Source organism: Calothrix sp. PCC 7507, from assembly GCF_000316575.1.
Taxonomy (GTDB): Bacteria; Cyanobacteriota; Cyanobacteriia; order Cyanobacteriales; family Nostocaceae; genus Fortiea.
In genome coordinates this window covers 2,692,428-2,705,836 of sequence record NC_019682.1, presented here as the reverse complement: position 1 = coordinate 2,705,836, position 13,409 = coordinate 2,692,428, and the positions used below count along the sequence as shown (strand labels likewise).

At 42.2% G+C, this 13,409-nt stretch carries 12 protein-coding genes; 6 read left to right on the top strand and 6 right to left on the bottom strand.

The window, feature by feature from the left end; translation table 11 throughout:
- Positions 1-133 precede the first annotated feature (133 nt).
- The 5 genes from thiO to CAL7507_RS11590 all read left to right on the top strand — a co-directional run bounded on the left by thiO (position 134) and on the right by CAL7507_RS11590 (position 6,483).
- The gene (gene thiO, locus CAL7507_RS33575) at positions 134-2,170 is read left to right on the top strand and encodes a glycine oxidase ThiO (protein ID WP_015128669.1); all 2,037 of its coding nucleotides are present in this window, start codon (positions 134-136) and stop codon (positions 2,168-2,170) included.
- Positions 2,171-2,310: 140 nt separating this feature from the next.
- A complete protein-coding gene (gene psb34 / locus CAL7507_RS11605) occupies positions 2,311-2,490 on the top strand; it encodes a photosystem II assembly protein Psb34 (RefSeq protein WP_015128668.1) in 180 nt (59 codons plus the stop codon).
- 271 nt (positions 2,491-2,761) lie between these two features.
- Entirely contained in the window at positions 2,762-4,978 is a 2,217-nt protein-coding gene (locus tag CAL7507_RS11600; RefSeq protein ID WP_015128667.1) for a tetratricopeptide repeat protein, read from the top strand.
- A gap of 301 nt (positions 4,979-5,279) precedes the next feature.
- Positions 5,280-5,783 (top strand): helix-turn-helix domain-containing protein, encoded by a 504-nt coding sequence (locus CAL7507_RS11595; protein ID WP_042341108.1) that lies wholly within the window; start codon positions 5,280-5,282, stop codon positions 5,781-5,783.
- Positions 5,784-5,817: 34 nt separating this feature from the next.
- Complete coding sequence (locus CAL7507_RS11590) at positions 5,818-6,483, top strand: transposase (RefSeq protein WP_236556786.1); 666 nt, start codon at positions 5,818-5,820, stop codon at positions 6,481-6,483.
- A gap of 72 nt (positions 6,484-6,555) precedes the next feature.
- Here CAL7507_RS11590 and CAL7507_RS11585 read toward each other — a convergent pair whose 3' ends face one another.
- The 6 genes from CAL7507_RS11585 to CAL7507_RS11555 form a co-directional block, all read right to left on the bottom strand.
- The gene (locus tag CAL7507_RS11585; RefSeq protein ID WP_015128666.1) at positions 6,556-6,966 is read right to left on the bottom strand and encodes a hypothetical protein; all 411 of its coding nucleotides are present in this window, start codon (positions 6,964-6,966) and stop codon (positions 6,556-6,558) included.
- Between the two features lie 126 nt (positions 6,967-7,092).
- Positions 7,093-7,557 carry a hypothetical protein gene (locus CAL7507_RS11580; RefSeq protein ID WP_015128665.1) on the bottom strand — a complete coding sequence of 155 codons (465 nt, stop codon included), beginning with the start codon at positions 7,555-7,557 and terminating at the stop codon, positions 7,093-7,095.
- 363 nt (positions 7,558-7,920) lie between these two features.
- Entirely contained in the window at positions 7,921-8,838 is a 918-nt protein-coding gene (locus CAL7507_RS11570; protein WP_015128664.1) for a hypothetical protein, read from the bottom strand.
- 159 nt (positions 8,839-8,997) lie between these two features.
- Positions 8,998-9,402: a four helix bundle protein gene (locus tag CAL7507_RS11565; RefSeq protein WP_015128663.1), complete on the bottom strand. Its 405-nt coding sequence runs from the start codon at positions 9,400-9,402 to the stop codon at positions 8,998-9,000.
- Between the two features lie 197 nt (positions 9,403-9,599).
- Complete coding sequence (locus CAL7507_RS11560) at positions 9,600-10,262, bottom strand: RES family NAD+ phosphorylase (RefSeq protein WP_015128662.1); 663 nt, start codon at positions 10,260-10,262, stop codon at positions 9,600-9,602.
- A gap of 501 nt (positions 10,263-10,763) precedes the next feature.
- Complete coding sequence (locus CAL7507_RS11555; protein WP_015128661.1) at positions 10,764-11,381, bottom strand: hypothetical protein; 618 nt, start codon at positions 11,379-11,381, stop codon at positions 10,764-10,766.
- Positions 11,382-11,576: 195 nt separating this feature from the next.
- Here CAL7507_RS11555 and CAL7507_RS11550 point away from each other — a divergent pair, with 195 nt between their 5' ends.
- Positions 11,577-13,046: an NACHT domain-containing NTPase gene (locus CAL7507_RS11550; protein WP_015128660.1), complete on the top strand. Its 1,470-nt coding sequence runs from the start codon at positions 11,577-11,579 to the stop codon at positions 13,044-13,046.
- The last annotated feature ends 363 nt before the right edge of the window (positions 13,047-13,409 follow it).

Here is a 13,409-nt window from a genome sequence, read left to right as displayed (position 1 = left end):
TTTTAGTGTTAGCTTTTTAACTTTTTGTACTTGATAATTGTTTCCGCTGACCTGTATTAGTTGTTAGTTACGAGTTATTAGTTATAAGTTATGTACTAATGGTATATGACTAGTGATCAATGACTAATGACTAATGGCTAGTGACGTTTTAATTATTGGTGGCGGCGTGATTAGTTTAGCGATCGCCGTTGAACTCAAACTGCGCGGGGCAAGTGTCACCGTGCTTTGCCGTGATTTTTCCGCCGCCGCCACCCACGCCGCCGCTGGGATGTTGGCACCAGATGCCGAAAATATCTCCAGTGAGGCTATGGGTTCTTTGTGTTGGCGATCGCGTTCTTTATATCTAGACTGGACACAAAAACTCGAAGCACTCACCGGCTTAAATACTGGTTATTGGCCCTGTGGGATTTTAGCACCCGCCTTTGAAGAGGCAGGGGGCAGGGGGCAGGGGGCAGGGGGAGCAATGAAGAATTATATTAATTCCTCCTCATCTTCCTCATCCCCGGCTTATTGGTTAGATCAGGCTGCAATTCATCAATATCAGCCAGGATTAGGAGCAGAAGTAGTTGGTGGCTGGTGGTATCCGGAAGATGCCCAAGTTGAGCCTCGCGCCTTAGCACGGGCGTTGTGGGCAGCAGCTGAATCCTTGGGCGTTGAAATCAAAGATGGTGTGAGTGTTGAAGCGATCGCACAGCAGCAAGGACAGGTTGTTGGTGTGCAAACTAATACAGGCATGATTAGGGCTGCACACTATATTTTAGCAACGGGTGCTTGGTCAAACGAGCTATTACCCCTACCCGTCCATCCCAGAAAAGGGCAAATGTTGAGTGTGAGAATACCGGAATTTGTGCCGGAATTGCCTTTAAAACGAGTTTTGTTTGGTCAAAATATTTATATTGTACCGAGGCGGAATCGCTCAATTATTATTGGCGCAACTAGCGAAGATGTCGGCTTTACTCCCCACAATACCCCAGTTGGCATTCAAGCTTTACTGACACGAGCGACTCGACTATATCCCCAATTACAGGATTACCCCATCCAGGAATTTTGGTGGGGATTTCGCCCCGCTACCCCCGATGAATTACCTATTTTAGGCCCCAGTCACTGTCAAAATTTAACCCTTGCCACTGGACATTACCGCAACGGCATTCTGCTTGCACCAATCACTGCGGCGTTAATTGCTGATCTGATTTGGCAGCAAAAGTCTGACCCCTTATTAGCTCATTTCCACTATTCACGCTTACTCGCTAAGTCATCTACCCCCACAGCCATGCTCACTCATTCTGCCAATTTCGCTAACGGGCATCGTCATGACATATCTTCGACCTACATAAGTGGGGGAATCGGCGAGGAGGGCGGGGAGACTCCGCCCCTACGGGATTCTCTACTCACTATTGCTGGCAAAACTTTTCAATCACGCTTGATGACAGGTACTGGTAAGTATCGCACGATGCAAGATATGCAGCAAAGTATCGTTGCTAGCGGTTGTCAAATTGTCACCGTGGCGGTGAGGCGAGTACAAACCAAAGCACCTGGACATGAAGGTTTAGCAGAAGCCCTAGATTGGACGAAAATCTGGATGTTACCCAATACCGCAGGTTGTCAAACCGCAGAAGAGGCGATTCGTGTCGCCCGTTTGGGAAGAGAAATGGCGAAACTTTTAGGACAGGAAGATAATAATTTTGTCAAGCTGGAAGTTATACCAGATGCCAAATATTTGCTCCCCGATCCGATTGGCACACTGCAAGCAGCAGAACAATTAGTGAAAGAAGGTTTTGCGGTATTGCCATACATTAATGCTGACCCCATGTTAGCCAAACGTTTAGAAGAAGTTGGCTGTGCAACAGTTATGCCTTTGGCTTCACCCATTGGTTCGGGGCAGGGGCTGAAAACCACCGCGAATATTCAGATCATCATCGAAAATGCTGGTGTGCCAGTGGTGGTTGATGCTGGCATCGGATCGCCCTCAGAAGCCGCTCAGGCAATGGAACTAGGAGCAGATGCCTTGTTGATTAATAGTGCGATCGCCCTATCCCAAAACCCAGCAGCAATGGCTCACGCCATGAATTTAGCCACAGTAGCCGGCCGTCTAGCATATCTAGCAGGTAGAATGCCCATTAAAGACTATGCCAGTGCTAGTTCACCCCTCACTGGCACAATTAATAGTTAGGGATTGGGGATTGGGGGCAGGGAGATGAGGAAGAAATGACAAATGCCAAATGCCAAATGTAACGATTTATCTCTGACGGCGAAAGCTTAACGTAACGTTTATGTAACATTAAATAAACGTTAATTACAAGGAAGTAATTCATGCCTTATACCACAGAAGAAGGCGGTCGCCTGAATAACTTTGCCCGTGAACCAAAGATTTATCAGGCAGAACCTCCCGACGCAGGGCAACAAAAAAGCTATTTCATCTTAGGAATCGCAGCTATAGCTCTGGTTGGCGCTTTGGTTTTCGTCGCCTTTTCTGTTTCCCATATCAGTTGATTGATCACAGACCACTTTCATATAATTTAATTTTTATTGTCTCTCAGGTTCCCAATCCCCAACTTTAGTAGGAGCCTGGTTTTTTGTTTTTCTGTTAAACTAGCAATGACTCTGAGTATAATTGAATACTATTTTATTCTATACTTGTATACCTGGATTTATCCTGAGCAGAACAACATTCACCCGAAAATCATAGTCATAGCTAGATTTTTTACCTGCTTGAATTTGCCCCACTAGGGGATGTAAACTGTGTTTCGGCTCTGTAGCCACTATGAGCGTGAATGATACTGCACATACTGATAATTTTGCTTGGAATCGGCAAGTATATCACCGACTGAAACTTGCCCTTAGTCTGAGTTTAAGAAGACAACTTTATTTAGCCGTCTGTGATGATTTGCACTTGAGAAATCAGGTAGCTGCGCGATTGCATTCTACCTTGGCTTATCCAGTTGGACAAGTGCTATATCAACCGTCGAATACGCAAGAAATTAGCACCCCAGCCTATCCGCGATTAGTCACTTTGCGATTAAATTTGAGTGACCCTAATCCTATAGATCAGATTAATCAATGGCTAACTAATTATCCACCACCAGTTGTTGGAGCCTCAAAAGATACTCCAGGAAGACCTTTACCAGTACCGGCATTTCAAATTGTGGGTGTAGAACAGCTAACCAAGCAACCAGTAGCTGTACAGCGTTCATTCTTGCATCATCTCCGCTTAAGTGAGCAGTATTTATCTAGCCAAGAATCTGGACAATTCCTCGAATCTAGTCTGCTATTGTGGATATCGCGTCCTTGGTTATCTGCTATTCAGCAATCAGCGCCACAATTTTGGCATTGGCGTACTGGTGTATTTGCCTTTGCCGGAGAACCTACACCAGCAACCCACAATTCAGGCTATCCAGAGCGTTTTTCCACTTCTAGAAGTTTGGATTTAGGAAATCTTGAGCCATCGATTTTAGAAGAATCTGTCACCCAAGCCGAACTCAGAGCCGCAGCAGGGGAACTAAAGTTTGGTGACGGTGACGATTTCGATTTCCACACAGAAACTCCAGTCCGTCGTGGACGTAAACCGCAAGATATATCTCCCGCTAAATTGGAATTATTAAAAACTGGAGTACAGCCACAAGAATCTTTAACTAGGTCTAGTAGCGACTATACTCCATCACTACAATCTTTATCTCATATTAACCCGGAATTAACAGAGCTAGTACTGACAACAATTAACACAAAGATCCCTCAAGAAGAGGAGGATGGTATACAACCACAGCAAATGCTGTTGGAAATTGAGGAATTACACTCACAGCAGGCATCTGGAGAGATACTGGGAGCAGCTTATCATCAACTAGGAAACTCATATCGTCTCCGCATTGAGCAAGGACAGTCAAATCTAGAAAATTTGATGGTAGCAATTATTGCTTATCAGGAGTCTATCACTTATGACGAAAACTCACCCCAATTACCAGATATCTTGAATGACTTGGGTACACTTTATTGGATGCTCTATCGCACGCCACCCAATTCTGAAGAAGGACAAACTTATATAGAGCAGGGTATTGAATTTTATAAATTGGCTTTAAAGCTAATCTCACCGCAGACACACACAGACACCTATGCTCGTGTACAAAATAATTTGGGGACAGCTTACGGTGATTTAGCTAAGTTTTCTAACCCATCTGACAATTGGCAGCAAGCAGTTTTCGCTTACAACGAAGCACTCCACCATCGGACTGCGGAAATGGAGCCGCTGAAATATGCTGCTTGCCAGAATAACTTGGGCACTGCTTACTGGCATTTAGCGCAATATAATCAACCAGTAGTGCATTTGAAGAAAGCGATCGCATCTTATAACTTAGCACTTGCTTACTACAGCGCCGACCAAGAACCGCTCAAGTATGGCATGATTCAAAACAACATCGGCACTGCTTATTGGAATCTGGCTCAATATGAACAACCAGCAGAAAATCTCCAACTAGCGATCGATGTTTATAATGAAGCTCTGAAATATCGTACTCCTGCTAACGTTCCTACTGCCTGTGCTGCTACCCAAAATAATCTGGGGACTGCCTACTGGCATCTAGCAAATCTATTTCAAACCAATAAGGACACACAGCATAAATATTTGCAATTGTGCATCATTGCGTATGAAGAAGCTTTAGCTCTGGCTCACTCACTCAGTGGAACTGCTTTAAGTTTTGATTTACTGGCCACGCATAATAATCTAGGATTAGCCTATTATCAAATTGCCACAGATAATTATTTTAGTGCTGATAAAACAACTCGTTCTCAACACTTAGAAGCAGCATTAGATAATCATTTACAGGCTTTAAATGGATTGAGTAAACAATCTGAAGCGTATCAAACAACTTTTACATATATAGTGAAAACAATTCGCGCTTTTCACAGTGAATTAGGCATTCAAGGACAAAATTTAGCTTTATCTAAAGTTCCTAGTCAGTTGTTAGCAGAAATTTTACCTAAGTTGTAAAAAATTGGGTTGTATTACTAAAATCAGTAGGGTGTTAACTCTGTGCCTTTTTAGAAGGTAAAAATTCATGCAGAATATGTGTTGTCATTGCGAGGAACGAAGCAATCGCGGGGATTGTTTCGCTCCGCTCACAATGACACCAGAGAGATTTTGCACTCTCACGAAAATAGCATGAACTGAAAATCACCAAATTTCATCCAAGTCAACAGCCTAGTACAAGACGGCGGAAGTAAGCCGAGTATTATATGGGATAATTAAGTCAGTAGATGAAAAGCTTTGTTTGGTGACAAAGAATCAGGGTATGGCAAGATTAGCTCCAAAAGAATTAAGTTTGAGTGATAGTGAGCAGAATGAACTACAAGAGTTGATAAAGGGACATAAGACAGCACAGCAAATCGTCATCCGAGCCAAAATTATTCTTCTGGCATCATCAGGGAAAAATAACGGCGAAATTGCTCGAATATTAGAGATTAGTCTAGATATGACTCGTTTATGGCGAAAGCGATGGTTGGAGACAGAGGGAGCAAAATTATCAGCTTTTCAAAGATTACAAGATCAAGAGCGTACTGGCGCACCAGTAAAATTTAGCATGGAACAAGTAATAGAGTTGTTTGCGCTTGCCTGTTCGCCGCCAGAAGATTACGGTCGGACAATAAGTCACTGGACATCTAGAGAACTGACAGATGAAATTACAAAACAAGGGATTATCGAAAGTATATCTGTTCGCCATGTGGGAAGACTATTAGAAGAAGCTCAATTGAAGCCACACCAAAGTCGGTACTGGCTGACTCCCCCCCCTGGATGAAAAATTTGATGCAAAAGTTGAAGATATTACAGATTTGTATTTAAATGCGATTGACCGTCATCTAAAGGGGGAACGCACAATATCTATTGATGAGATGACAGGTATTCAAGCTACTGAGCGCATAGAAAAAGACTTACCAATGCGACCGGGCAAAGTTGAAAGAAGGGAATTTGAATATATTCGTCACGGTACGCAAACCTTGATAGCCAGTTTCGATGTTGCCACTGGTCAAATTATCAGACCAACTTGTGGAGATTCCAGAACAGAAGTTGATTTTATCTTTCATATTCATCAAACTATTGCCACTGACCCCAATGCGAAAAAATGGCATTTAATTATGGATTGCCTGAACACTCATCAATCGGAGTCCTTAGTTCGTTTTGTTGCACAAATTGAAGGTTTAAACATCAACCTTGGCATTAAGGGTAAAAGTGGCATCCTCAAATCAATGAAATCTCGTGCAGCTTTTTTAAGTGACCCCACACATCAAATCGTTTTCCATTACACACCACTACATTCTTCTTGGCTCAACCAAATTGAAATTTGGTTTAGTATTTTGGTACGGAAGTTACTAAGAAGAGCCAGTTTCCAGAGTCAGGATGATCTCAAAACTAGAATTCTTGCTTTTATTGACTACTTTAATCAAACAATGGCTAAACCTTTCAAGTGGACATATAAGGGTAAAGTTTTGGCTGTTTAATACTCGGTTTATTTCCGCCGTCCTGTACTAGGCACTGCCAACCCTACACAATATTATCGTCTTCAATAATAATTAATGTGAGTGACCACTGACATATTTAATCACAGGATCTGTTTGCAAAACCTTACCATTTTTGACAATTTCTAATCTCAGTCCATCAACAATATATTCATATTGTCCATTCTTAGCTACAGTTCCCGTACCCTCTTCTATATAAGCAGGCAGAGAACGGATACCTTTACCACTATGCTTAGAAGTACTAGTATAAAAAAGCTTTCCGCGCCTCTGGCAAAGATAAATATAAAAATTAGAAGTTTCAATATAGGCTGATAACTGTCCGCCACCTGCGGACTTAGGACAAGTGGCAATTTGTTCTGAAGCTACGGCAGAGAAAGATGTTCCAGCCAGTAATGATGCTACTCCACAAGCTGTAGCCAAAACAACCGGCAATGATTTCTGTAGTTTTTGATTAAAGCTGTTCATGATCGGTTCTGAGGTTTGATTAATTTAGACTTCAGCTTCAACTTGAAGCTTTTCGGATAAAGGGAAAAGGTTTGAATGATTTTCTAGCCTTTCCCCCATTATTAAAAAAGTATTGGATAGCTCTAATTAAGGTACTTGCACCTGGACACTTTGAAATTTATTGCCTAGTGGCGCTCCATCTGGGTACATATCGAAGGCAAAAACTGAAGGTACGATATCTTTAGAAACCTTAAATTCTGCGTCAGCTAATCCTTTTTTGTTCGTATATAAAGTGCCAATTTGTTGTTTACACTTTAAGAAAATGTTGTATTTAGTATTAGGAGTTCCAGTCTTGATATGAACGTTCACAACAAGTTCTCTGTCTTTCTTCGCATGAACAGAGATAAATCCTCCCACTGGGCCAGAAGCTGGTGTGACGTTCGAGTTAGTACAGTCTGAGCTATCTAGGCGTACGAGGTCAACTTTTTTAGAAGTAGCTAAGGCTGGCCCAGAGAAGGCGATCGCTAATGCTAGGGCTGAAATAATTCCTGATTTAATTAACGGAGCTTTTTTTTGAGTTTTAGTAAGCATGGCAGTTAGTTGGTTTTTCATTTGGGACTCCTAAGTTATCTCGAATAAGTTGAGTTTGTTCGACAAAAAATAAAGGCTTATTTGTAGTCAAGTCCGCATAACAATCTGTCCATAACTTGCAGTTACAAGCTGGTAATTTTGTTGATTTGCTAGGTGCGATCGCAGATTTAATCATCCACCCAACAAGTATGCTTATCTGTTACTTCAAGCCTTGGTGAAAGTCTGTCCTGTTTGTCTGGCGTTTAATCCGTTTTTCAGGACTCCTTTACTTTATGGTCTAAGCCCAACAGCGTCTATGGGGATAAGTTGAGGAAAGTTAAGGAGATAATTAAGTTGACTATGCCTCAAAAATTAAGGATACCCATCATGGGTATCCTTATATGTTTATGCTTCTAAGGCTGATAGGATGCGATCGCTCAACGACCAACGATTAGAATTAGGTCTAATCCAACACTTCTCTGCTTCGTTGTAATTGCGCTGATGTACCAGTGCTGACATCAAGTCTTTTTTCTGCTGCTCATTGAGCTTGGGTACCATCTTTCCTGCACCTCGCAAAGCACAAGTCTGCTCAAAGGCTGTTTCCGAATTGTTAATAATATTGAGAATCGTATAAAAATAATTCGGGTCAGCAGACCATTCGACGACAGACAGTCCCAGCAATCGCTTACCTTGGTCGTTGGATTTGAGCAGTTGATTCACTTCCTCATCAGAAAAATTGACCTCTGAGGCTAGCGATCGCATTCTACCCGCTATCGACTCCATTTCAAACGTGCGTTTTGCTCCCGCTGGCATAGAATTTCTCAATTCTTTGTAACGTTGGCTTAAACGCTCCATTTGCTGTCTTGCTTCTGATGCTGGCACCCGTGATGCATATTCTTTCTGCCATTCGTGGCGCATTTGACGCATTTCTAGCTGTTGTTGTGGTGGTGCGACATCTTCTGCTAGCTTGGTCTGCTCAATCAAAAACCCCAGTGTATCACCAGTTAATGACTGTAGCATAGGCATCATACTAGAGCCAGTAATTTCCCCGGCAGGTGTTTTAACGGCTCCTCCAGTTAAAGCGAAAATTTTGAGTACAGATGGCAACCAAAGCAGTGCTAGAAAAACTGCTGTTGTATTTGTTACCTCAAATTTAAACGTTAATTTATCGCTTTTGTTGATTTGAAAGGTGCTGAGAACAATAAAAATAGTACTAATGATTAACCAGGTTTTAGGAATCTGGATAATTTGTTTGAGTAGCCAATCTACTGCTTCTCTAGAAATCTGGTTATTACCTGTCTCTTTCTCTGATTTATCAGCCATATTCTTTATATCAAGTTAGTTTAATTATGGGGATTGGGGATTGGGGACTGGGGATTGGGGACTGGGGATTGGGGACTGGGGATTGGGGACTGGGGATTGGGTAATTAATGATTTCATCAACAACAATACCTAATACCAGACGCAATACCGGATACTTAATCACCAATCACTTAATCGTGTACCGTATTCTTCTTTGCCTTGTTTTTGGGAACGAATAAAACGACAGTAGCCATTGAGACCTTTCTCGATTTGGTCTTTAAGCTGACTAACCCAGTCTAATTGGGCTGTATTGCAGTATCCCAAACTCTCAGCAATAATGAAGGCGCTTTTAGTCTCAGCCAATGAGCCACGAGCAATGTACATAAAACGCAATCTATCTAAGTAATGATAACGTTCATAGCCCTCAGCTATGTTCAATAAAACACTACAAGCTGCTCTTCTTAATTGGTCGCTCAAATTATAACGCTCACAATCTGGCAAACTATCTGCTAGTCGATAAGCCGCTTTTAGCAGCTTCAGGCTATCTTGATAGAAGTCTAAAGACTCAAAACCTCTATCTCCCATACCATCCCAATCTAAAGTCTTTCAATTTTATCTGAGACTTTTACTTAGTACCCAGTACCCAGTACCCAGTACCCAGTCCCCAGTACCCAGTACCCAGTCCCCAGTACCCAATCCCCAGTACCCAATCCCCAGTACCCAGTACCCAGTCCCCAGTACCCAATCCCCAGTACCCAGTACCCAATCCCCACTCCCCGCAATTACCAATAAGGAATCACCTCTAAATTATTCTCATCTGCTGCTTTTAAAACTAGACCCCGTAACAATTCATGTTTTAGAGGCATGACGTTTTCTGGCTTGCAGACTAGAAAATTTTGAGCGCGCTCATAAAGTGCGATCGCTTCTTCACCATTATGAGCGTTATAGTAAATCAACCCGTGGACTTCTGAGTAGATTGTTTGTTGCTCATAAAAGTAGCGTGACCAAGCTTGGCTAAGACTACGCTTTTCGGTCTTGGCTAGAGTAGTTTCATTCGCACCAGCACGCATTGCACCAGAACCCCGGATGTCTAATAATTTTAAATCCTGAGTGACAGTGACGATCGCCACCTGGTGGTCAGTAATTTCAATACAATCGACATCGCCAAAAATTTCTACTAGACAGCTAGAAAGTTGAGGTGCAACATAATATATGCCACGTTCTCGATCATTACATTGTTGACAATCTAATAGTTGGTAGCAAAAGTTGGGGCAGTTACCCCGATGATGATCGAAGCGATAAAGCGGACCCCAAAAACGGAAGGTTACAGCAGTTGGATTAAATTCTGGACGAAAAATTCTGACAACTTCCGTGCCCTTTTTTAAGCAATAAAATTTTGGTTTCGGCTTGCCAAGGCAAGGTGGCGGGACGATTAATTTAACCACCTTTATCACTCCTCATCTGATGAACTGACAACAAGAGAATACTTAAGGTTTCAGACTTTTGAGGCTGCTGTGGACAGTTATCAGTTATCAGTTATCAGTTATCAGTTTTATCAGATGGGTAACGCTTCTCTACGATACGCTCTTGTGCTGACTGTTCACTGTTCACTGTTCACTGTTTACTGATTTAAACCCTATCTACTGCAACATTCAGAGGTTCTATAGATATTTCCGGAAGAAAATATGCAAGTTGAATGTGGAATAGCTTACTTCTATTCATCTTGAGATGGCTTGTCAAATGCATAAAATTTAACCCTAAATGAACATAGCAAAAAGTCTGAGCGTCGCTAGCCGATACTCAGACTTTTTTAAGTAGATAAATACCGATGAATTATCTGTGCAGTTTGCGGGAAGCCTCTACACATCTACATCGGTGGTTTATTTGTGGTTACAAATTATTATCAGATAGCTTTAGCCAGCAGGCCGATCACCAAAGGGATTTATTTATAAGATGCCTACAGTTCTAGCTTCAGCAATTACGTCATTGATTTGACCAAATTTTAAGGCTTCTATGGGGGTAAGTCCATTCAAAGCTTTGTTGGATCGAGTCAACCAACTAATTTTTGATAAAGCCGGAACATTCAGAGCTTTTAAGACATCTGGTAGTCCAGAAATCACACCATCGGGCCCTTCAGGATCAAATTGCCAGGTGGGAAACTTCCAAACTCCGTTATCTTGAGTTGCAATTAAGCTATTCTTCTTGAGGCGATCGTGTGGCGTTTGTCGGGTTGTATTTAGCAGTTCCGCCACTTGCGGTGCAGTTAATGAAGATTTAAGTAATTCTTGTCTCCATTTAAAATTCCTAGATAGGGCAGCAAATTCTAATCGACTATGCTCTTCATCACTGATTTGATTAGCCCCTAACTTGGCAGCAAAGTCAGTTTCAGCCGGAGAATATTTAAGATTACTGTGAGTTGTTTCTAATTTTGCGGCTAAACATTTAATTTCTTCAGGCTGTAAAGAATTTAGATAATCTTGAAATCCGGATGCTATGCGTTCTAGTGCGTCTTGCATAACATCTTTTGCGGAAGGAGCGTCTATAGTGACGTTAATTCCACTCATAATCCCTCCTTAAACAGCTGTTTAACATAGTATTAACTCAAATAATGTAAGAGATGTCAAATAACTAGATCTCTAGATTCGCATTTTCCTGTATGATTTACAGCTAGGCTTGTGTATGACTTGTGAGTGATTTATGATTGACTTATGTATGACTTATTTTGAGTATATCAAGAGAAGTAGATCTATGGGCGCGAAATGACTAGGCGATCGCTCCAAGCATCGTCCGAGGGAATTAATAAAGCGCAAGCGGCGCTGATCCGTAATTCCTTGACGCAGCAAGGGTTGGCGGGGGAACTGGGAATTAGCCGTCAGCCTGTCACCAAGTTTTTCCACGGTAAACCAGTTGATCGCTACATATTTGTGACAATCTGCGAAAAGCTGAACCTTAACTGGGAAGAGATTGTCGCTTCATCATCATTCCCTGATGTGGAAGCAGAAGCCAGTATTTCGGAAATTGAGAGTCTGCTACAAACTACACGCGAAAAAGTCCACGACAGCATTCAGCGGCGTTGTAATGTCATGCGGGTGCTGAATATGGAGCAGCCGATGCGCCTGGATGAAATTTACACTGATGTCAATATTTTGGAGCGCGTGACGAGTCGCAGGCGATTAGACATTGAAGAACTATTACAGGATATTGACAAACCACAAAAATGGTTTCCAGGATTAGCGGTGGTGGAACGCTACGACAAGCTGATGATTTTGGGGAAACCAGGAACGGGAAAAACCACATTTTTGAAATGGCTGGCGATTTTGTGTAACTTGGGTGAGTTTCAAGGCGATCGCCTACCCATTTTCATCACTCTTAAGGACTTTGCAGAGGCTAGAGAGCAACCAAACCTGCTAGAGTACATTACGCAGCAGTTAGCAGAGTGTGGAGTTGTGTCGCCCCAGACAGCGTCAACTCTGCTCACTCATGGACGTGTGATGGTGCTGCTGGATGGGTTAGATGCAGTCAAGGAAGGCGACATTGAGCGGGTGTCGCAGGAAATTCGTCATTTGACAACGCGATTTTATGCTAGTTCTTTTGCGATCGCTTCTCGAATTGCCGCACGAGAATATATCTTTGAGCAGTTCACCGAAGTAGAAATTGCTGATTTTAATTATCAACAGATTACTAATTTTGTCACTAAGTGGTTTCAAATCACAGATCCAGTGAAAACATCGCGGTTTCTCGATAAATTACAAGCCAGCCAACCACTCCAAGAACTGGCTACTAATCCTCTACTGCTCACCTTTTTATGCTTAGTTTTTGCCGATAGAGATAATTTTGCCAATCATCTTGCAGAAATTTATCAAGAAGGATTGGATATATTTTTGCAAACATGGGATGCTCAACGTCATATTCAGCGATCGCATGTTAATCAACCACTTTCCCGACAGCAAAAAGAAGAATTACTCGGTCAAATCGCTGGGACTACACTCGAGCAAGGTAAGTACATTTTCCCACAAAAAACTGTTGAGCAGGAGATTACTAAATATATTCGTAAACTTGCTAAAGCTAACTCTGCAGTGGAGATTTTACAATTAGATAGCGAAGCTTATTTAAAGTCTATTACCGCTCAACATGGTTTACTCATTGAGCAGGCAAAAGGCATTTATTCTTTCTCTCACATCGCTTTTCAACAATACTTGGCTGAGAAACACATATCAGTTAACAGTTAACAGTTATCAGTTGCTTGTACTGAGCGTACCCCGTAGGGGATCTTGCTACGCGCAGCGTCTCCGTTAGGAGAAGTCGAGGTAAGTCGAAGTATCAATTATCAGTAAAAAATTGTAGGTTGGGTTGAAGCTAGGCTGTTAACTCTGTGCCTTTTTCGGGAGTGATAATTCATGCAAAATATATGTCATTGCGAGCGGAGCGAAGCAATTTCAGGCGATTGCTTCACTCCGCTCGCAATGACAATAAGGAGACTTTAGACGGACACAGAAATAGCATGAACCAAAAACGGGAAAACTCAATCAAAGTAGTGTGAGCGAGACGCTCACGCGGGCTTTTCGGACTGCACTACCAAAAACCCCTCAAAA

What these genes read in the sequence shown, in the direction of transcription:
- thiO (WP_015128669.1), top strand. Translation starts at nt 134, where the DNA reads ATGGCTAGTGACGTTTTAATTATTGGTGGCGGCGTGATTAGTTTAGCG.
- psb34 (WP_015128668.1), top strand. Translation starts at nt 2,311, where the DNA reads ATGCCTTATACCACAGAAGAAGGCGGTCGCCTGAATAACTTTGCCCGT.
- CAL7507_RS11600 (WP_015128667.1), top strand. Translation starts at nt 2,762, where the DNA reads ATGAGCGTGAATGATACTGCACATACTGATAATTTTGCTTGGAATCGG.
- CAL7507_RS11595 (WP_042341108.1), top strand. Translation starts at nt 5,280, where the DNA reads ATGGCAAGATTAGCTCCAAAAGAATTAAGTTTGAGTGATAGTGAGCAG.
- CAL7507_RS11585 (WP_015128666.1), bottom strand. Translation starts at nt 6,966, where the DNA reads ATGAACAGCTTTAATCAAAAACTACAGAAATCATTGCCGGTTGTTTTG.
- CAL7507_RS11580 (WP_015128665.1), bottom strand. Translation starts at nt 7,557, where the DNA reads ATGAAAAACCAACTAACTGCCATGCTTACTAAAACTCAAAAAAAAGCT.
- CAL7507_RS11570 (WP_015128664.1), bottom strand. Translation starts at nt 8,838, where the DNA reads ATGGCTGATAAATCAGAGAAAGAGACAGGTAATAACCAGATTTCTAGA.
- CAL7507_RS11565 (WP_015128663.1), bottom strand. Translation starts at nt 9,402, where the DNA reads ATGGGAGATAGAGGTTTTGAGTCTTTAGACTTCTATCAAGATAGCCTG.
- CAL7507_RS11555 (WP_015128661.1), bottom strand. Translation starts at nt 11,381, where the DNA reads ATGAGTGGAATTAACGTCACTATAGACGCTCCTTCCGCAAAAGATGTT.
- CAL7507_RS11550 (WP_015128660.1), top strand. Translation starts at nt 11,577, where the DNA reads ATGACTAGGCGATCGCTCCAAGCATCGTCCGAGGGAATTAATAAAGCG.